The sequence below is a fragment of the Candidatus Minimicrobia vallesae genome (assembly GCF_018866205.1).
GTDB classification, from domain to species: Bacteria; Patescibacteriota; Saccharimonadia; order Saccharimonadales; family Saccharimonadaceae; genus Nanosynbacter; species Nanosynbacter vallesae.
In genome coordinates this window covers 474,851-493,294 of record NZ_CP076459.1, presented here as the reverse complement: position 1 = coordinate 493,294, position 18,444 = coordinate 474,851, and the positions used below count along the sequence as shown (strand labels likewise).

Genomic DNA, 18,444 nt, shown 5'->3' with positions numbered 1-18,444 from the left:
TCATTGATTCAGGAAATTGTGCTTTGTTTCAACTGCTGGTGGCGTGATTTTTCGTCGTAATAAAAAGGGCGAGGCAGAGTTTTTGCTATATCAGGACGCTCGCGATCGCTGGACAATTCCTGAAGGGCATATTGAGCCGGGTGAAACAGCTCAAGTGACGGCTCGTAGGGAAATCGGTGAGGAAACTGGGCTGAAGAAAATTGAACTGCACGGCTGGCTGGGCAAGGTGAATTTTCGTTATCGTCGAATCGATAAATTGGTATTGATGACAACGCAAGTTTATCTAGTTAAGGCGCTGGATCCTAACGAGAAACTCCAAAAGGAGGAATGGATGAATGGTCTTAAATGGTTTAGTTTTCATGAGGCGCTGGATGAAGTTGAATATGAAGATATTGGCAAGCTGATTCTTTTGGCGATGAAACGAATTAGACAGGAGAACTTATAAATGAACGGAATGAACACTGCGCCATATCAAGATTTTGCGCGCGAAAAATTAGGTTTTGAATTTACGAATTTGGATTTGCTGATTACAGCTTTGACTCACCGTAGTTATGTGAATGAGCATCGAAAATCCGTTCATCACCACAATGAGCGCTTGGAATTTTTAGGTGATGCGGTTTTGGAATTGGGCGGTAACGGAATATTTGTTTACGCATTTTTTCTTGAGCCAGAGGGAATTTTGACTGCTTGGCGGGCAGCTTTGGTGCGAACGGAAAGTATTGGTGATGCTGGCGATAAGTTGGGTTATGGTCCGCTGATTCGTATGTCAAAGGGTGAGAAGAATGGCTCAGATCGAGCGCATTTGCAGATTTTAGCTAATGCGTTTGAGGCGGTAATCGGCGCGATTTATTTGGAGCGTGGTTTTGATGATGCTCGTGATTTTATTCACAAGCATATAATTGTTAAGTTGGATGGAATTTTGGAGTCTGGCAGTTGGCGTGATCCGAAGTCATATTTGCAGGAGATTTCTCAGCGAGTTGACAATCAAACGCCAGTATATAAAGTCCTGAGCGAAGAAGGTCCAGATCACGATAAAGTCTTTACTCTTGGGGTTTTTGTTGGCGATAATATGATGGGGCGAGGCATTGGTCCATCTAAGCAAGTCGCTCAACAGCAAGCTGCTCGTGCTGCAATTGCTAAATATAAAGAATCTGGCGAGAAATAATTAAAGTTTGCACGGCGTAAACTGCTCGTGTATAATGAAAATACAGTTTAATTCCAGGAGGAGGGGCAGAATGTCAACAATAGATCAGCAGTTTGTAGAATATACTGTAAAGGCGTTGGTTGGACATCCAGAAGACGTCGTAGTAGACCGAACGATTGATGAAAAGGGCGTTTTACTAACATTGACAGTTAATCCAGCAGATTTGGGTCGAGTTATTGGTAAGCGCGGTAGTACGGCACAGAGCTTGCGTACACTTCTGCGAGCTTTGGGTGCAAAGAATGACGCTCGATATAACTTGAAGATCGTTAACAATGATGGTTTTTCTGGCGCACGCGAGAAAAATGATTATAACGGTAATGCTTCTGTGGATAACTCAACAGATGAAGCTGTGGAAAATGGATCATCTTACGCAGAAAACACCAGAAAAGAGCTTGCAGAACTCGACGATCTTGATATATAATTAAAACCAGTTCAAAGCACAGACGTTATGCGAGAACAGCTCTATGCGAGACAATGAGGTAACCATTGAGCGCCTTATTTGTGCTAAAAAACCGTCCTTATTGGGGCGGTTGTTTTGGTGGGGAATATGACTGTTTTATTGTCGTCGCGCTGCAGTTTCGCCAAGTTTTCTTTCTGTCGATTTTGATTCTGTTGATTCCGTCTCTGTGCTTTTTGGCTCATCTTCCTCCAATGCTTTCGAGCATTCTTCCATTGATTTTAGGAATTCTGAGATTCTGGTCAGTTTGTCTTTATCTTCTTCCATCTCCTCCATCCAATTAATCATTTCTAAGATTTCATCTCGTTTATCATCTTCCAGCAGTTCTAAATAGAGGGTTAATAGCTCCGAATAGATATCTAATAATTTCGAATCACTGAGATGAATACAACTCGCGGCTGTTTCTTGTAAGCGTTTATAAAAATCACTACTCCTAAGTGAATTTTTTTCTTGATCGTTCAGAGGGCGTCCGTGGATAGCTTCTTCTGCTTTGATCATATATTCAGCGATAGGATTTTCTTCATTGCGCTCATGTATGAGTACAATAGTCCATAGGTGTTCTATGCGTTTCTTTCTAAGATGTTTTATCGATTCTGTATAATATTTCTCGACTTCCTCGTCTGATTTATCATAAAGATTCTGTCCGAAGTCCCAAAGGCATATAATACGCATTTTCTCTACGTCATTAGTGTCGTATTCAGGACTAATCGGCTGAGATATAATACTTCCTAATGTTCTTCCTGTTGACACTTCAAGAGCTTTTCCGGTCTCTGGATCATGTGTTACTGTATAGCCAAGCGAATTTATTGATTTCAGGACTGTAGCTCCTTGCCTTCTTAATTCACGGAGTCTCGCTTGCCGTCTTTCTTCCGGTTTGCATCTTGGGTTGTTGTAACCATAATCCATCATTACTTTACCTCCTTATAAGTTTCCCTAGTATTAGATTGTATAGTATATTGGCATAATAAATTAAATAGGTCAAGCAATAAACATCAAATGTATATTATGTATGAACAGTTATGTTCACTATTGGGAGCCTTATTTGTGCTAAAAAACCGTCCTTATTGGGGCGGTTTTTTGGTGGGGAATAATTTCTGTAAAAAGACATGAAAATAGCCCGCCTAGAGGCTCGAGCCTATCAAGGCGAGCTATTCTCATTGGCGGGCGGTTAGCCCTTGTTGCGGGAGCGAATGCTCCACGCAGGATGCACGTTGTCCCAGAGTTCGTGGGAGCTATTTTCGATCCTCTGAGGAAGGTGTCTCTGACACTCCTCGGTGTCATAAATCCTCCGCAGACAGACCTCAGGGGAGGCGTGCTTAAGAAAGACGTTCGTAAGCTCGCTTCCGACAACTTCATTGAGGAAGTCGTACAGATAAATTTCGGGATGACCTTCCCAAGAGATCTCCCCAAATTGCTGGTCGAGCTGGACAGACTCTTTGTCTCTCTTGTCGAAATCACACCATCCGGTGCCGTCGTAGACGGTGATGGTACAGTTATCGTACAGAGAATTAAGAGTCACTCCATAGCCATCGTCCGCCCACCAAATAGCGCTGACCTCGGACCCGAGGAGGACCTCAAATGCCGCTTCCTCCGACTGCTCGCTGGAGGCGTTTGGCTCCATAGAGACTAAGGCGGTGATAGTGATGGATACATGCCCGTCGGGTGCTTCTTTCACAGTAGAGTAAGACAACAACCCGCATTCCGCGAGCGTCATTTCCCATGATTCAGCGTCCTTGTGCATGACGTCTCTCTCTTCCTCTGTAAGGGCTACTTCTACTCGGTTGAGTAAAAGTTGATATATATATCATACCTGGACAAAAAAGTCAACACTTGCTACACTGTAACAGATGAGAAAGTTTCAAGTAATTACGCTTTTCCCAGAAATGACGACGGGAGTTTTTAATAATTCCATGATGTGGAAGGCTCAGAAAGACGGTATTGTGGAGCTTACGACGGTGAATCTGCGGGAGTTTGGTTTGGGTCCTCGTCGTCAGGTTGATGATACTCCTTATGGCGGTGGCGACGGGATGCTTCTTATGATTGAGCCGTTATGGAAAGCGGTAGAATTTGCGAAATCTCAGGATGAAACAGCGAAGGTGGTACTGATGAGTCCGCGAGGGCAACGCTGGAAGCAGGCTAAAGCTCAGGAAGAAGCCGATGATGACAGGGGTGTGATATTTATTTGCGGGCGATACGAGGGTGTTGATGAGCGAATTTTAGAACTAGTTGATGAGCAATGGAGTATTGGCGATTTTGTGCTGACGGGCGGAGAGCTGGCGGCAATGATGATGATTGATTCTATTGTTAGGTTGATTCCTGGAGTTTTGGGCGGCGAAAAGTCTGCGGAAATTGAAAGTTTTTCAGATGGAGAAACGTTGGAATTTCCACAATATACACGACCTGAGGAGTTTAAAGGTTTACGTGTGCCGGATGTTTTATTGAGCGGACATCACGGAAAAATTGCCGAGTGGCGCGCTGAACAATCGCGGATATTGACCAATAAAAATACCCCATAGAGACGGGGTATTTTAAGTTGTGGTGGATTTGTCGTAGAGCGAAAGGTACTGTTTTGTGGTGTTTATTTTTGTAACGTTCGCTGATTTAACTTTATGACGTTTTTATAAAAAGTGCAAGTGCTTTCGTAAAAAATACAACAAGCTTGAGCTTTTTTGACGCGCAAGCTATACTGAAATTATGTCTAAAAAAGTGAATAAAATTGTTAAATTGATTACAGGACTATTAATAATGGTGTCATTATTATGTCAATTATTTACGTTTGAGAAGTTTCCAACAGAATTGGACGCTATTTTCAAAAATTATAACACCAGTGTCGCAGTGGCGATATTACTGGTCTTGTTTGAGCTATGGTCAATACCGTATTTGCTCGGCATGAAATTACCCACCAAAATACTCTTTGTTAGCAGATTGGCGGTGAAAGTTAGCTTAGCTGGTCTGATTTTCTTAGAGAGCTGGACTGTCCTGAATGGTGGGCAAAAATACACTTGTCAAATATATTCTACCTAGTAGGTATGCTTATGGTATTTGTTATACCGATATTCTGCACAAAATCTCGGTCGTGGGATACAATCAGAACGCCTCCATTATAGTTTTTTAATGCGTGTTCTAGCGCTTCGATTGTCGGTATATCAAGATTATTGGTCGGCTCATCAAGAATCAATAAACCAGCATTATTGGCAGCTATTCCTGCCAAGAGTACCTTGGCGCGTTCACCTCCGCTTAACTCGCGGCCTGGTGTTACTTGAATAATATCTTTCTTGAGATTGAACCGAATAAGTAAATTAATTGCGTCATGCAATTCAAGTGATGGCGCAAGGTGACGAAGGTTATTGAGCGCAGAGTCGTCAGGTAACGGCAATGTTTGATTTTGATCGACGTAGATAACATTTGCTTGCTTGCTGGCATGAACATCGCCAGATGAAACAGGAGCGTCACCTATGATACCGCGTATCACAGAGGTCTTACCTGCACCATTTTCGCCCGTAAGTAATACTTTGTCGCCCGAACGAATATTAAAAGTAACGGGTCCTATCATCTTCTCTCCATCATGTGAAATACTTAGCGATTGCACAGAAATAAGACTATGCTTCTTAGACGATACTTCATCGAAAGCAAACTTAATAGCAATTTCATCCTCCACTCTCTCAGGTTCATCCAATTGTCGCAGACGAGACTCTACACCTCCAGCCGCCCCTGCAATATTTGAAGATGCACGCTCTTTACGAAAATTATCATTTAACTTATCACTATCCGGTTTTTTGTGGCTAACTTTGGCCGAATTCGCACGAATTCTCGCATCCCGCGCAACACGATATAGTCGCTTTTTCTCCTTTTCATATTGCTCATAGCGATCAGTCATTGCTTGACGAGCTTCACGTCTTGCTTCAATATATTCATCGTAACCAAGATTATATTTGTTCACGCCCTTGCCACCAGTCAATTCTATGATCCGTTCTGCAGCGTTACGTAAGAAATGCCGATCATGAGACACTATCAGGAAGGCTGCATTAGAGCCTTTGATAAATTTTTCTAATACAACGACGCCTTTTTCGTCAAGATTATTGGTTGGCTCATCGAGTAGGACGATATCGTAATGCGAAGCAAACACTGCTGCAAGCGCAATTCGCGTTCGCTGACCGCCAGAAAAGTTACCGATTTCCTTATCAACGTCAATCGAGGCTATACCGGCGCGCCTTAGTGTCTTTTCTAAATTCGCACCAAACAATACGACCTCAAACTTGTCATAGCGCTCGAGTGCATCAGCATAGAGTAAAAGTGTGTGTTCGCTCGAGTCATGTTCAAGCTTGACGTACTGCCCGTCAAACTGTTCGCGTGCACCCTTGACTCTTGTAACTTCTTCAATAAATCCATATACACTATGGTCTAGCCATTCGCGCAAATCTTGCGGTAACATACCAATCTCTTCTTTAGTCCTTACAATCTCACCAGAAGTAGGAACGAGGTCACCATCGATAAGTTTTAAAAGTGTTGTTTTGCCAGCGCCGTTTGGTCCTACGATGCCAATTTTTTCACCGCTATTAATGGTGAACGATACGTCATGAAGAATTTCTTTTCCGTCAATTTCATAAGAGACATGGTTGAGGCTAATCATGTAAACATATTATAACTTATTTTTCAACTCTTAACAGCAGTTCCATCCAGGGTTGCGTGTAGCGCGGCGACTCTATTACCTAGGTAAAGCCCTAAAATTTCTACTAATTGAGTAGTAGATGGACAGCCAGAAAGAGTTTTTACAATTAAAAAAGAAAAATATAGCGCGAAAATTTCTTGGCTGGGATGGAGGGATTCGAACCTCCGAATGGCGGGACCAGAACCCGCTGCCTTACCACTTGGCGACATCCCAACGGCAAACATAATTGTACTATAGAAAAAATGATTTCTGCAAGCGTTTACTGGCCAGCGTTGACGCGATATATTTATAGTATGGATTTGCAATGGATTGTGAAATTAATTGCTGACGGACTAGTGGTGCCGGTCGTGCTAATTGGTGCGTACGCGCTGATAAAATTGGTTCCAAATAAAGAGAAATATCAAGTTTACAGCCAAGTTTTGATGGCTGGCTTAACCGCTTACGTGGCGGCAAAAATTATCGGGTCAATTTATCAACCAGATCAAATGCGCCCGTTCGAGATTCTGGGCGTATCTGCCGGCGCGTCATTCCTTAATAATCCGGGTTTTCCGTCTGATCACGCTCTATTTACAATGGCAATTACTTTGGCGGTATTTTTTGGAGCAAAGAGTTGGCGGCTGGCTGTTGTTTGTTTGGTTATGACAATCTTAATATGTGTCGGTCGGGTTATTGCTCTGGTGCATACGCCGCTTGACGTTATTGGCGGATTATTGATTGCTTGCGTAGGGATTATTTGGTATAAACCGATGAGTCTCCTGAAAAAGCATAATATTTAAGCATATACATTTGCAATATTGACAAGTTTACGTTACAATTTACGTATGAAATTATTGTCAGCTATTTTCCGTGAAGAAATATCAGATTACACATATCCATTTTCAAGGCGAGTTTTCTTGAGGATTTTGGCGATTTTAGTTGCTAGCGGCGCGGCTATCTGGTTGCTGGCGCTTGCGTTTGATAAATTTATGATTACACCTGTATTTTGCGCGAACGCTGAGCATATTTCTATTTGCGCAAACAGCACAAGCATTGCATCTTACGTTGCGTTGGTTTTGGCGGGAATTATGTTGGTGCCGGTGTTGGCGGTATTTGGCATTAAGCGACCTTTGCTAGTAGTAATCGCGGCAACTGTGTCGTTGTGGAGTGCTACATTATGGGCTGGAGGATCTTGGATTTTGTCATTGCTATGGGTGGTTTTGGCGACAGTTTTGGTGTATTTGTCGTTAATTTGGTTGAATAGAATTCGTGGCAATGGCGCGGCAATTTTGTTTATGACTTTATTTGCGATCTTAGCACGAGTTGTCTTGGCGTTATAATCACTGTACACTAAGTGTATGGAAATCATTATCATTATTCTCTTAATTGTTATTACTATTGGTTTGGGTGCGACTTTATTTGTCTTGCAATCAAAAATCAGCGAGCTAAAAAATCAATCATCCGTCGAGCTAATTAAAACCGATGTCGTGGAGTTGGGGCGGACTATTGCGAAACTGAATGAATCTGTTAGCGATAAGTTGGAGCGAAGTAATGCGCAGTTTCAGACTTCCGTGCAGAAACAATTGTCAGAGAGCGCGAAGTTGGTGGCTGATGTGACGCAGCGATTGGCGAAATTGGATGAGACTAATAAGCGTGTGGTTGATGTGGCGACCGATCTGAAAACCTTGCAAAACGTGTTGCAAAACCCAAAGCAGCGTGGCGTTTTTGGTGAGTTTTATCTGGAGAGTGTGTTGGATAACGTTTTGCCAGCCAAGCAATATCAAATGCAATATCGTTTCAAGGACGGCGAAATTGTTGACGCGGTTATTTTTCTGGGCAAGGGTCAAATTATTGCCGGTGGACAGTAAGTTTTCTTTGGAGAATTACAATCGCATGATTAACGCCGAGACAAAATCTGAGCGTGAAATGTGGCTGAATAAGGTGAAGGCTGACCTTAAGGGGCGAATTGACGAAACTAGTAAATACATTCGTCCGCGCGAAAACACCATGGACTTTGCTTTTATGTTTATTCCTAGCGAATCTTTGTATTACGATCTTCTGATTAACAATGTCGGTCAGGGTGGTTCGAGTCGCGATTTGATTGAATATGCGTTCCGAGATAAGCGAGTGATTATTGTTAGTCCGACTAGTTTTTTGGCGTACCTGCAGACCGTTCTTCAGGGGCTTCGTAGTTTGCAGATTGAAGAGCAGGCCAAAGATATTCAGGTTCGAGTTGGTCAATTGGGCGTTCATATTAAAAAGTTTGACGAGTTGATGACGAAAATGGGCAAGAGTCTTAGTACGACCGTTGGTCATTACAACAATACGTACAAGGAGTTGGGGAAGATCGATAAGGATGTCGTGCGAATTTCTGGTGGCGATAATCAAGCGCAGCCGGAGCTGATTGATCGGCCGACTCAGGAAGACTAAGCATAAAAAATACCCCGCCGATTAAGCGGGATATTTTATTGTGAAGTTATAATCTATTCTTCGTCTTTGTTTCTGTAATTGACGAGTAGAAATAGGTTGCCGCCTAATGCTGCGCCGATTGGGGTCAGCGGCAATTACTTCCAGGCTAAAGCGTGAATAGCTTTTTTCGCCTTCAGCTGGTAATACTCCGTTGCTGCGTAGTTGAGAGTCGGTTTTCTCTGTAACAGCCGAAGAAACTGCTGGGTTCAAAGTTGCGCCTGAGATGTAGATCTCGCGTGGGTAAGTGCGGCCGTTTTTCTCAGTTTGAGTAGTGCTTTGATCTTTTTTGGTTTTTGCAATGGCAGTACTTTTAATGTATGAAGAGATTGAGCCAGATACGACAAGACCAATCATTAATGCTAAGCCAATTCCAAAAGCTTGACCAGCTGCTTTGATTTCTTTGCGCTGCACAAAACTGCGGCGATGCCAAATACAAATACAGCGGTACCGACTAATTCCATCGCGAAGATGTTCCAAGAGAACGCGGTGAATTGGTCAAAGCTTAAACAAATCCGCCGTTTGTTAATGAGCCGACAAGTACGATAGCCGCCATTGCACCGAGGAATTGTGCGCCCCAGTAAAAATGGTACAAGTACGGTCTTTAGCTTGCGCATTGTCCATAGACCAAACGTGACAGCTGGGTTTACGTGTGCCAGAAATGTTGCCGATAATTGCAACGATGAACATCAACGCAAAACCGACATACATTGATGACAAAATATCTGATGCGAATAATGCGGCAAGTGTCAAAATGAACGTGCCGATAACTTCGTCGCAAATAACGATGTTAATTAAGTTGTTTGGTAATTTAGAATCTAGTTCGACACGCTTGCTTTTAGCGGTAGATTCAGCAACGACACGCTTGACGGTCGTTTTGGTTTCAGTCTTAGCGGCAGCGGTTTTCTTTTCTGCGGCTTTAACTGGGGCTTTCTTTGAAGTTTTCTTCGTAGCCATATTCCCTCCTTAAAGTAATATCACGACTATTATAACATAATTTGCTATACTGTAGTTATGGGATTATTTGTAAATCAGCAGGATCAGCGCAGTGAATTGCAAGAGCGAATTGTGGCGGAATTAAGAGAGAAGGCGAAGGCTTCGAGTTTGCAAGAAAAGGCAACTATGGACGGCGTCGACGACATAAGATATTTGGAAGGCACGAAACAGACGACGACTTTGGCGTGGGCGTGGATTTTAATTGCTATTATGGCTGGTGCGGTGATTGTAATGTTTTTAATGCAAGGACGATAAAATGGTTGACTTAGACGAATTGAGAAGAGAAATAGTTTTGGCGGTTTCGCAATCCAAATCTCCGCGTGAGTTTTTACGTGATCGACGACTTAGGGAATTGTATGATCAAATCAAGTCATTGCCGCCAGTTGAGCGTGGTCCGTTCGGCAAGCAGATTAACGAGCTGAAGCAGGCGATTGAACAGGCTATTGATGTGCGACTGGAAGAGTTGGAAAAAGTTGACTTGAAGCCGATTGACGTTACGGCGCCGATGGATGTGAATTCGCCCAAGGCCTGAACTTTTGCTGAGCGAACAAGGCACGATTCATCCGCTGAGCGCTGAAATTGAGCGCATTTCTGAGATCTTTAATCGCATGGGTTTTGTCACGGAAGAGTCCAGAGAGATTGACGATCAATTCCATATGTTCGAGAGCCTGAATTTTCCAAAAGGTCATCCAGCGCGCGACGATTACGATACGTTTATGACCGAGGAAACTGATTCTAATGGCGATCGTTTGATTGCGCCGGCGCATACGTCGACTATGCAAAATCGCGTGTTGATGAAATATCGCGACAATTTGGAAAAAGGCGAGGCTATTGCCGCTATCGTTCCTGATCGTGTTTTCCGTAACGAAGATTTGGATGCGCGCCACGAGCATACATTTTATCAAGTCGAAGGCGTGTACGTTTCGCGTCGGAGTTAATGTTGGCAATTTGATTGCTACGTTGCAAGAATTTTTGCAGGAATATTACGGCAAGAAACTTGACGTTCGCGTTAATCCATTTTACTTTCCGTTCACTGAGCCTAGCTTCGAGTTTGCGTTAAGTTGTCCGTTTTGTGAAGGAAAAAATCCTGATTGTAAAGTCTGCTCTGGTGAAGGTTGGATTGAGCTATTGGGCTGCGGAATGATTCATCCGAATGTTCTTCGGGCGGCACAAATTGACCCGAATGAATATACGGGATTTGCTTTTGGTTGCGGAATCGACCGCTTGGTTATGATGAAATATGGAATCGAAGACGTGCTGGTATTTTGGAAGCGGTAAGTTGGACTTTTTGGAACAGTTTTAAGGAGCTATTGTACACGATAATATTAGTAGCTCAAAAACTTGTAATAAAAGAGGCAGTTCTGTGTGCCGATAGAGAATTTGTTGCAGCGAGAGAGATCGCTAAAAAAGATAGGAGGAGGTAAAATGGATCCCACAACAATTTGACGCACTCATCATTGGTTTTGGCAAAGCTGGCAAAACATTGGCGGTAGCGCTGGCAAATGCGGAAAAAAAGGTAGCGCTAGTGGAGCGGTCGCCAAAGATGTATGGCGGCACCTGTATTAATATTGCTTGTATTCCTACTAAGGTGCTAGTCAATGCAGCCGAACATCATCAAAGTTTTGATGAGGCGATGGCGCATAAGACAACAGTGGTAGCGCGGTTGAATGAGAAGAACTATCATATGCTTGCGGATCGTGAAACAGTGAGCGTCATTGAGGGTGAGGCATCGTTCGTAGATGATCGTACTGTGAAGATTGTGGCGGGTAGCGATGAGCTAGTAGTTAGTGCGCCGCAGATTTTTATTAACACCGGTGCGGAATCAATCATCCCAGATATTCCAGGTGTTGATAAGCCGTTTGTGTATACCAGTACTGAATTGCTGGATAGAATGACGCAGCCAAAACAGCTAGCTATCATTGGTGGCGGTTATATTGGGTTAGAATTTGCCTCAACTTATGCCAAACTTGGTACAAAAGTAACAGTGTTTGAGAGGGGCGATGCTCTGCTTGCACGTGAAGATCCAGCAATTGCTCGGGCTGCTACTGAAGCATTGCAGGCACAGGGTATTGAGATTGTGTTTAGTGTGGATGTGACAGCGATTGAGGGTGAGTCTACTGCGACGATTCGCACAGTAAATCATGATGATTACGCTGGTTATGATGCGGTTTTGATGGCTACGGGCCGTCGCCCGGCAACGATGAGCTTGAATTTACCAGCTGCTGGTGTAGCGACGGATTGAGGCGCGGGGCAATTGTGGTTGATGAAACACTTCGCACTAGTCGGTCGCATATTTGGGCAATGGGTTATGTAACGGGCGGGCCACAATTTACTTATGCGTCGCTGGACGATTTTCGGATTGTGAGAAGCCAGTTGCTGGGTGTTGTTCTGTCCACTCGCGCCAAACAAAAAACCTTGCCGTACGCGGTTCTTTATGCAAACGCCGCTAGGTCGGGTGGGTATCGATAGAGGTTGAGGCGGCGTGCGACGGGTTGTGAAATTATCGTAAAAGAGCTGCCTGCTGTGGCGATTCCACGCCTGCATGTTGATAATGCTGGGCAACATGATTGCTGCGTGCGGTGATTGATGTAAACACTGAACAAATTTTGGGTGCTAAGTTTATTGTGGTCGTAACTCGTCAGAAGTCATTAATATTATCAAAACTGTAATGGATATTGGCCTGCCATATACTGTGCTGCGTGACCAAATATTCACTCATCCAACGGTGAGTGAGGCATTAAACGATTTATTTGCATAAAGGAGTAATTTGGTGAATCACACAATTTTTGACGACATCGTATCTGGAAAAATGAAATCTTGGAAGATTTGGGAAGATGAGAAATTCCTAGCATTTTTAACACCGTTTCCGAATACGCCAGGTTTTACTGTGGTGATTCCGAAGTATAATCCGGGCGATTATGTATTTTCTTTGGATGATAATTTATATTCTGAAATGATGCTGGCGGTGAAAAAAGTTGCTGGTATTTTGGAAAAAGCGTTTGACACGCCACGAGTGGCGCTGATTTTTGAAGGTACGGGCGTGGCGCATGTGCATGCCAAATTGATAAGCCGCTTCATGGTGATTTGGCAAAGGGAATTGGTTCGCCAGTGTCGCACGAGCAGGCGTTTTATGAGGAATATCCTGGTTGGTTAACCACGGGCTGACGGTCCGAAAAATGGATGACGCTCAATTGGATGAAATTCAGGCGCGAATTTTGGCCGTGCAAGAAGAAAACTAACAATCTGTTGATTGGAATGAGGAGGTCTCATGGCAGTACGTGGTAAAGCGCTGATGATAACAATAGTTGGTGTCGTGGCGGTACTGGCTGCAATGTCTGTTGCTTGGGTCTTTCTGTGTCCAAGTCGTAGTGCTAATCTGCAAAAAGCTCACATTCAGCGGCGTGATTATGACCAATCAGTAAAGGATATTCAAAAGGTCATTGCTGATGATGCGGCTAATGGCGAGGTGCGTCCAGAATCTCGCCCAATTCTGAAAACTCACGGCAAGAAAACTGCGCGGGCGGTGATGATTCTTCATGGCGTCAGCGGTGAGCCGTCGGCGATGGCAGAGTTGGCGGATTGGTTCTATCAGACGGGATACAATGTCTACGTGCCGCGAGCACCGCACCATGGCCTGAAAGATGGCAAGCAGCACGGCAAAGTTCGCGCCAGTGAATTGGTGAAGTTTATGAGTGATAGTGCTGGGCTGGTCAGCGGGCTGGGCGATGAGCTGGGTGTGATTGGTCATTCGGGCGGTGGCACGTTGGCGACGTGGCTAGCACAATATGGTGATGGATTGTTCTCGCGAGTGCTGCTGCTCTCACCGTACTACGAGCCGGACGCTTCTCAGGTGCCAAAGTGGCAAGTGGCACTACTGTGCAATCTTTACGGTAGGCATTTGCTGCCAGACCAGTTCTTTGACGGCGCGTTGTCGTACCGGGCATTAGCAAATTATGTCATCGTCAAGCAAAATTATCGCAGTGATTTGAAGGCGGTAGGGTTGAAGCACGTTGGTTTGATCATCGGTAACGAGGACCGTCTGATTGACAGCGCCATGGCGCGTGATATTGCAGAAAAGATGGCCAAAAACAGTGGTGCCACGTTTACAAATGAGACGACGCCAGCACACATGGGAGTTGGACATGAATTGATATGGCCAGGGGATAAGGCTGTGAAGCAATACAAAAAAGAATTGTACGACATGTACGTACGGGTGTACGAGCGGTGAACATCCTCCTTGTTGAAGACGAACCGGCAGTTCGCACTGGCACCGAGCAGTTCCTCCGCCAGCGCGGTTTTACGGTGGTGACAGCGACCAGTGGCGAGGAAGCACTGGAGAAATCTACTGGGGCAGATGTGATTATTCTCGACATTATGCTACCAGGGATGAGTGGTATCGAGACGCTGCACCAAATTCGCCAGACCAGCGACGTGCCGGTACTGATGCTGACGGCATTGCATGATGAGCCGACGCAAGTTGCGAGTTTTGACGAGCTGGCGGATGATTATATGAGTAAGCCGTTTTCGCTGGTGATTTTGGAGAAGCGAATTAGGGCCTTGCTTCGCCGCCAACAGTCTGTCAAAAAGACCTTGTGGCAGCGCGGTCTGGCCTCGGTGGATTTCGCGGCGTATCAGGGATTTTATGATGATGCTGACGCACATCTCAAGCCCAAGGAAGTGCAGCTGCTCAAGCTACTCGTCGATAACCCAAACATGGTCTGGAGCCGGCAGTCTATCATTGATAAGTTATGGCTTGATGACGAGGTGCCGTTCGACCGGGTGATCGATGTCTACATCAAAAACCTGCGCAAGAAATTGCACCTCGACTGCATCATTACGGTGAAGGGAGTGGGTTATCGCTATGAAGCGGCTTAAATTATTTCCCAAAACATTTTTGGTGTCGATTGGCTTATTTGCGGCGTTGATTATCTTGGTGCATGCGCTGGTTTACACCTTGATGCCGCAATTTTATTTGCAGCAAAAAGAGCGTGAGGCGGCGGATAATCTGATGGCGCTTGTGGCTGAGTTGCGTGGTAAATCGGCTGAGGACATGCGTCGTCTCAGCCGGGAGTTTGCTCAGGTCGAAAAATGTTAATATCACGCTGACGATTGACGGTCGTGATCAGTATTTTCAGGGTTTTGAGTGTGATCACTATCGTGACTGACAGCGGTAAATCGGTCGATGCTAGCGTGGTGAAAATCGCTGATGGGCAAACGGTTGATCCGCGTTCGGTGATTTTGCAGCAGGGGAGTGTGGCGAATGGTCAAGGTCAAACGATTGCGGTCAAGCTGCTGGCCGACGTGGCGCCTGTTGCTCAGGCTAAGCTCGCTACCTTGCACGTATTGCCTTATACCATGCTCGGCTCGCTGTTGGTGGCGCTCGTGTTTTCGTACATATATAGCCGTTTTGTGACGCGGCCGATTCGCCAGATGGCGGCGGTGACCACGACTATGCAGCGACTGGAAAAGGACGCACATTATCCAGTGAGCAGTCACGATGAGATTGGCTTGCTGGGGCGAAATATTAATGAGCTCTATCAAAATCTGTGGCAAAACGATTCGCTCGTTGGAGCATGAGAATAAGCGAATCACGCAGCTGGAGAAAGAGAAAATCGCCTTCGTCCGCGCGGCCTCGCACGAGTTGAAAACGCCGTTGGCGGCGCTGCGGATCATGCTCGAGAACATGCAACTTAACATCGGCGAGTATAAAAATCGCGATCAGTACCTGGCGGAATCGGTGGCGCAGGTTGACCGCTTGGCGGCGATGGTGAATGATGTCTTGTGCTCTGGCAGCGTCGCCGAGCAGGCTTTGCGTCAGGAGAAACGGCTGAGGATTGACAAGCTAATCGCTGAGGTGGTTGAAGATTATGTGTTGCTGGCGAAAACGCGCGGCATGACTTTTCACGGTTGACGCCCGTCCGACGACCATTCGCGCTAACTATGACATGATGCGCCATGTTATCTCAAACCTGACATCAAACGCGGTGCGCCACGGCGACGCCAGCAGCGTCATAAAAATTACTTGTGACCAGCACGAACTGGCCATCGAAAACGCTTGCAAACCGCTCACCAAACAGCAACTTCAGCACATCTTTGATCCGTTTTATCGGAGCAATGGTGCGAAGCAACATGCCGACAGCAGTGGTATCGGCCTCTACATCGTGAAAATGCTACTCGACGCCAAGGGTCTGGACTATGATTTCACACTGCATGGGCGGGGCATGCGGTTTGTGGTGAGGTTTAATTAATGGCGACAATGGATTGGCGGTTATAATGAGGTATAGATTATCGGGGTTTGCTTTATGTTAGTAGTTTGGAAAAGAAAATATGGCTTGCCCCACGAATCTTATTAAAGAAAACAAGAAAGTGAAGTAAGATATAAAATGAGGGGATAAAATGGAAAAAATAAAATGTGATTTAGTTAATTGCTACGGGATTCAAAAGTTGGAAAGTGAATTTACTTTCTCTGACACTAGTGTAATTGCCATTTATGCGAAAAATGGCTTAATGAAAACATCATTTGCTAAGACTTTCAAAAAGATACAAGATAAAAAGCAAAAAGAAATTAGAGATGAGATTTTTGATATCCCAGGAGAAGCAAAAATAACCATCGATGGAAAAGATATTTCAGAAGAAGATGTTTTCGTGATAAAAAGCTTTGAGGCCTCTTATCAGTCAGGTAATCTTGCCGATCTATTGGTAGATGAATCTATAAAGGAAAAGATATCAGATGTTATCAAGCTAAAAAGCGACTTATTGAAAGATTTAGAAAAAGCTTCTGGTCTTAAAATTAAAAAAGTTATACAAGGCGTGAATGTACGTGAGCTAGAGCCAAAGATCGTAAAAGATTTTGATCTGGATGGCAGTATCTTACTGGGGTTGGAACTTATACAGGGACGTATAGGAATTGATTTTTCGGAAATTAAATATTCGGATATTTTTGATAATACTACACTGGGATATATTAAGAAAAAAGGGTTTCAAGAAAATATTGAAGAATTCTGTAAAACTAGTAATGAGATTTATGAACGACATGGTTTTTTAAAGAAGGGTATTTTTAGTCTGTCTGAACTTAAAAATGTCGAGAAATCACTGAAAGATAATGGATTTTTCGTAAACGATAATCTTGTAAAACTTTTTGGCGAGGAAGAAATACGTACAACTGAAGATTTTAGTGATGTAGTAAAGGGAATTGAACAAGAGATTAAGCAAAGCAAGGCCTTTACTGATATAGAGAAAGATTTGAAAACAGCTAAAGGTGGTGTACTAAGAAGAGTTATAGAGAATAACCCTGATGTAGTGCAGTATCTAAAGGAGTCTAAGCTTAAAGATCTACGTAGGCAATTATGGCTATCTTATATGAAAGATAATACCACGTTTAGCAACCTTAAAGATAAGTGGAATAGTCTTCGGCATGAGATTGGTGGCATAGATCCAGAAAAGACACGCTGGGGAGAAGCGCTAAGAATTTTTGAAGAACGATTTACGGTGCCGTATAAAATGAAAATTGCCAACGGAACAAGTGCTATTATGGGTGAGAATATTCCACAGGTAGAGTTTGTATTTACTAGAGATGGTCGGCAGCAAACTATCAGTAGAGGAGAGCTTGAAATCAAGGACACTCTAAGCCAAGGAGAGAAGAGATCCTTATATCTGCTAAATATTATTTTTGATATTGAGAAAATGAAGAAAGATTTAGCAGGAACAGACAAAGAAGTTTTACTAGTAGTTGATGATATTGCTGATTCTTTTGACTATAAAAATAAGTATGCAATTGTTGAATATTTATATGAAATGGCAAATTGCAAAAATTTTAAGCTCATTATCTTGTCGCATAATTTTGATTTCTATAGAACGATTACTAGTCGACTTGGCTTACCTAGATACGCTCATTTGCACGCAGAGCTGAACAATGGCGAGGTTATATTGAGAAAAGAATTTTATCAGAGAAATCCAATTGACCACTGGAAGGACAATATGACGCTCGCTCATGTAATTGCGCTTATTCCCGCAGTGCGCAATCTAATTGAATATACTAAAGGGAAAGACGATGCAGATTACGGTGAGTTAACTAAATTGTTACATAATAAAGAAGAAACATCTGACATAACATTTCAGTCACTTAAAGACATCTACGAGAGACACTTAGGTAGGAGTGATTTTATAAATATCAATACAGACACTCCAATAGTCGACGCAATTTACACAGAAGCTGAAACAATAACCATCGAAAAATCCTTACTTGAATATAAAATCATTCTGGCTATTGCAATTAGACATAGAGCGGAAGAATATATGAAGCGTAAGTTAAAAGAATATAGCGGTCAAATATCTTGGGGTCGTGAAGGGTCAGAAAGCGGCTCTTCACAAGAATTTCTTGATCAATTGGAGGCTCAGAAAAATCAAACGAGGAGCCTCTCTGATGCATTTAAACAGACTAAGTGCAGTAACGATACTGTGAAAGTGATTGATGAGGTAAATATTATGACCCCAGAAAATATACACCTTAATGCTTTTATGTATGAACCTCTTGTTGATATGGATATCAATGAATTGATTAATTTATATCGGAGAGTTAAAAAAATCTCTTCATAGCCTCTATATTAAGATGATGATAACCGTTTTCTAGAGTTAGTAGAATTACCCAGAGTTAGACAGATCTCCATTTCACATTCC

At 43.7% G+C, this 18,444-nt stretch carries 27 protein-coding genes, 1 tRNA gene and 1 pseudogene; 22 read left to right on the top strand and 7 right to left on the bottom strand.

All coding sequences use genetic code 11. The features are described from left to right. The first annotated feature begins 16 nt into the window (after positions 1–16). From KOY49_RS03375 to KOY49_RS03365, 3 genes are all read left to right on the top strand, one after another. Positions 17–445: an NUDIX domain-containing protein gene (locus tag KOY49_RS03375; RefSeq protein WP_232736000.1), complete on the top strand. Its 429-nt coding sequence runs from the start codon at positions 17–19 to the stop codon at positions 443–445. After that, a complete protein-coding gene (rnc, locus tag KOY49_RS03370; RefSeq protein WP_232735999.1) occupies positions 446–1,165 on the top strand; it encodes a ribonuclease III in 720 nt (239 codons plus the stop codon). Between the two features lie 70 nt (positions 1,166–1,235). Then, positions 1,236–1,625, top strand: a complete 390-nt coding sequence (locus tag KOY49_RS03365; protein WP_232735998.1) for a KH domain-containing protein — start codon at positions 1,236–1,238, stop codon at positions 1,623–1,625. 135 nt (positions 1,626–1,760) lie between these two features. On the opposite strand, the gene KOY49_RS03360 is transcribed toward KOY49_RS03365, so the two are convergent. Both KOY49_RS03360 and KOY49_RS03355 read right to left on the bottom strand, forming a co-directional pair. Next, positions 1,761–2,570, bottom strand: coding sequence for a hypothetical protein (locus KOY49_RS03360; protein ID WP_232735997.1), 810 nt, complete (start codon positions 2,568–2,570; stop codon positions 1,761–1,763). A gap of 259 nt (positions 2,571–2,829) precedes the next feature. After that, positions 2,830–3,402 carry a hypothetical protein gene (locus KOY49_RS03355; protein WP_232735996.1) on the bottom strand — a complete coding sequence of 191 codons (573 nt, stop codon included), beginning with the start codon at positions 3,400–3,402 and terminating at the stop codon, positions 2,830–2,832. Positions 3,403–3,508: 106 nt separating this feature from the next. On the opposite strand from KOY49_RS03355, the gene trmD reads away from it, so the two are divergent. Both trmD and KOY49_RS03345 read left to right on the top strand, forming a co-directional pair. Continuing rightward, positions 3,509–4,177, top strand: a complete 669-nt coding sequence (gene trmD, locus KOY49_RS03350; protein WP_129634607.1) for a tRNA (guanosine(37)-N1)-methyltransferase TrmD — start codon at positions 3,509–3,511, stop codon at positions 4,175–4,177. Positions 4,178–4,355: 178 nt separating this feature from the next. After that, positions 4,356–4,685 (top strand): hypothetical protein, encoded by a 330-nt coding sequence (locus KOY49_RS03345; RefSeq protein ID WP_232735995.1) that lies wholly within the window; start codon positions 4,356–4,358, stop codon positions 4,683–4,685. On the opposite strand, the gene abc-f is transcribed toward KOY49_RS03345, so the two are convergent. After that, a complete protein-coding gene (gene abc-f, locus KOY49_RS03340; RefSeq protein WP_232735994.1) occupies positions 4,678–6,291 on the bottom strand; it encodes a ribosomal protection-like ABC-F family protein in 1,614 nt (537 codons plus the stop codon). The two genes, KOY49_RS03345 and abc-f, sit on opposite strands and share 8 nt — an antisense overlap. 177 nt (positions 6,292–6,468) lie before the next feature. Continuing rightward, positions 6,469–6,543, bottom strand: a tRNA-Gln gene (locus tag KOY49_RS03335). A gap of 80 nt (positions 6,544–6,623) precedes the next feature. On the opposite strand from KOY49_RS03335, the gene KOY49_RS03330 reads away from it, so the two are divergent. From KOY49_RS03330 to rmuC (KOY49_RS03315), 4 genes are read left to right on the top strand one after another with little or no spacing between them, the layout of a single operon-like run. After that, positions 6,624–7,106 carry a phosphatase PAP2 family protein gene (locus KOY49_RS03330; protein ID WP_232735993.1) on the top strand — a complete coding sequence of 161 codons (483 nt, stop codon included), beginning with the start codon at positions 6,624–6,626 and terminating at the stop codon, positions 7,104–7,106. Between the two features lie 45 nt (positions 7,107–7,151). Then, positions 7,152–7,646: a hypothetical protein gene (locus KOY49_RS03325; protein ID WP_232735992.1), complete on the top strand. Its 495-nt coding sequence runs from the start codon at positions 7,152–7,154 to the stop codon at positions 7,644–7,646. Positions 7,647–7,664: 18 nt separating this feature from the next. Continuing rightward, a complete protein-coding gene (rmuC, locus tag KOY49_RS03320) occupies positions 7,665–8,174 on the top strand; it encodes a DNA recombination protein RmuC (protein ID WP_232735991.1) in 510 nt (169 codons plus the stop codon). Beyond that, entirely contained in the window at positions 8,122–8,736 is a 615-nt protein-coding gene (gene rmuC, locus KOY49_RS03315; RefSeq protein WP_232735990.1) for a DNA recombination protein RmuC, read from the top strand. Before rmuC (KOY49_RS03320) ends, rmuC (KOY49_RS03315) begins: the two co-directional genes overlap by 53 nt. 21 nt (positions 8,737–8,757) lie before the next feature. On the opposite strand, the gene KOY49_RS03310 is transcribed toward rmuC (KOY49_RS03315), so the two are convergent. The 3 genes from KOY49_RS03310 to KOY49_RS03305 are packed head-to-tail and all read right to left on the bottom strand — an operon-like array spanning position 8,758 to position 9,729. Further along, on the bottom strand, positions 8,758–9,186 hold the full coding sequence (locus KOY49_RS03310; RefSeq protein WP_232735989.1) for a hypothetical protein: 429 nt from the start codon (positions 9,184–9,186) through the stop codon (positions 8,758–8,760). Next, complete coding sequence (locus KOY49_RS05455) at positions 9,135–9,389, bottom strand: hypothetical protein (RefSeq protein WP_376787514.1); 255 nt, start codon at positions 9,387–9,389, stop codon at positions 9,135–9,137. The genes KOY49_RS03310 and KOY49_RS05455 overlap by 52 nt, the downstream gene beginning before the upstream one ends. Beyond that, the gene (locus tag KOY49_RS03305; RefSeq protein WP_232735988.1) at positions 9,298–9,729 is read right to left on the bottom strand and encodes an MIP/aquaporin family protein; all 432 of its coding nucleotides are present in this window, start codon (positions 9,727–9,729) and stop codon (positions 9,298–9,300) included. The genes KOY49_RS05455 and KOY49_RS03305 overlap by 92 nt, the downstream gene beginning before the upstream one ends. Positions 9,730–9,786: 57 nt before the next feature. Here KOY49_RS03305 and KOY49_RS03300 point away from each other — a divergent pair, with 57 nt between their 5' ends. The 13 genes and pseudogenes from KOY49_RS03300 to KOY49_RS03240 all read left to right on the top strand — a co-directional run bounded on the left by KOY49_RS03300 (position 9,787) and on the right by KOY49_RS03240 (position 18,363). Next, a complete protein-coding gene (locus KOY49_RS03300; protein WP_232735987.1) occupies positions 9,787–10,023 on the top strand; it encodes a hypothetical protein in 237 nt (78 codons plus the stop codon). Position 10,024: 1 nt separating this feature from the next. Next, a complete protein-coding gene (locus KOY49_RS03295) occupies positions 10,025–10,300 on the top strand; it encodes a hypothetical protein (RefSeq protein ID WP_232735986.1) in 276 nt (91 codons plus the stop codon). 4 nt (positions 10,301–10,304) lie between these two features. Further along, entirely contained in the window at positions 10,305–10,706 is a 402-nt protein-coding gene (locus KOY49_RS03290) for a tRNA ligase subunit PheS family protein (protein ID WP_232735985.1), read from the top strand. After that, positions 10,621–11,046: a tRNA ligase subunit PheS family protein gene (locus KOY49_RS03285; protein ID WP_232735984.1), complete on the top strand. Its 426-nt coding sequence runs from the start codon at positions 10,621–10,623 to the stop codon at positions 11,044–11,046. Before KOY49_RS03290 ends, KOY49_RS03285 begins: the two co-directional genes overlap by 86 nt. Before the next feature lie 151 nt (positions 11,047–11,197). Next, positions 11,198–12,526: pseudogene (locus KOY49_RS03280) on the top strand (FAD-dependent oxidoreductase). Positions 12,527–12,538: 12 nt separating this feature from the next. Next, entirely contained in the window at positions 12,539–12,922 is a 384-nt protein-coding gene (locus KOY49_RS03275; protein ID WP_232735983.1) for an HIT family protein, read from the top strand. 114 nt (positions 12,923–13,036) lie between these two features. Beyond that, positions 13,037–13,996: an alpha/beta hydrolase gene (locus KOY49_RS03270; protein WP_039327597.1), complete on the top strand. Its 960-nt coding sequence runs from the start codon at positions 13,037–13,039 to the stop codon at positions 13,994–13,996. After that, positions 13,993–14,643, top strand: coding sequence for a response regulator transcription factor (locus KOY49_RS03265; protein ID WP_232735982.1), 651 nt, complete (start codon positions 13,993–13,995; stop codon positions 14,641–14,643). Before KOY49_RS03270 ends, KOY49_RS03265 begins: the two co-directional genes overlap by 4 nt. Continuing rightward, a complete protein-coding gene (locus KOY49_RS03260) occupies positions 14,630–14,863 on the top strand; it encodes a hypothetical protein (RefSeq protein ID WP_232735981.1) in 234 nt (77 codons plus the stop codon). The genes KOY49_RS03265 and KOY49_RS03260 overlap by 14 nt, the downstream gene beginning before the upstream one ends. A 50-nt stretch (positions 14,864–14,913) precedes the next feature. Beyond that, entirely contained in the window at positions 14,914–15,345 is a 432-nt protein-coding gene (locus tag KOY49_RS03255; protein WP_232736566.1) for a HAMP domain-containing protein, read from the top strand. Continuing rightward, complete coding sequence (locus tag KOY49_RS03250) at positions 15,296–15,679, top strand: histidine kinase dimerization/phospho-acceptor domain-containing protein (RefSeq protein ID WP_232735980.1); 384 nt, start codon at positions 15,296–15,298, stop codon at positions 15,677–15,679. Before KOY49_RS03255 ends, KOY49_RS03250 begins: the two co-directional genes overlap by 50 nt. 34 nt (positions 15,680–15,713) lie before the next feature. Further along, the gene (locus tag KOY49_RS03245; RefSeq protein ID WP_232735979.1) at positions 15,714–16,016 is read left to right on the top strand and encodes an ATP-binding protein; all 303 of its coding nucleotides are present in this window, start codon (positions 15,714–15,716) and stop codon (positions 16,014–16,016) included. Between the two features lie 148 nt (positions 16,017–16,164). After that, complete coding sequence (locus KOY49_RS03240) at positions 16,165–18,363, top strand: ATP-binding protein (RefSeq protein WP_039327591.1); 2,199 nt, start codon at positions 16,165–16,167, stop codon at positions 18,361–18,363. Positions 18,364–18,444 lie beyond the last annotated feature (81 nt).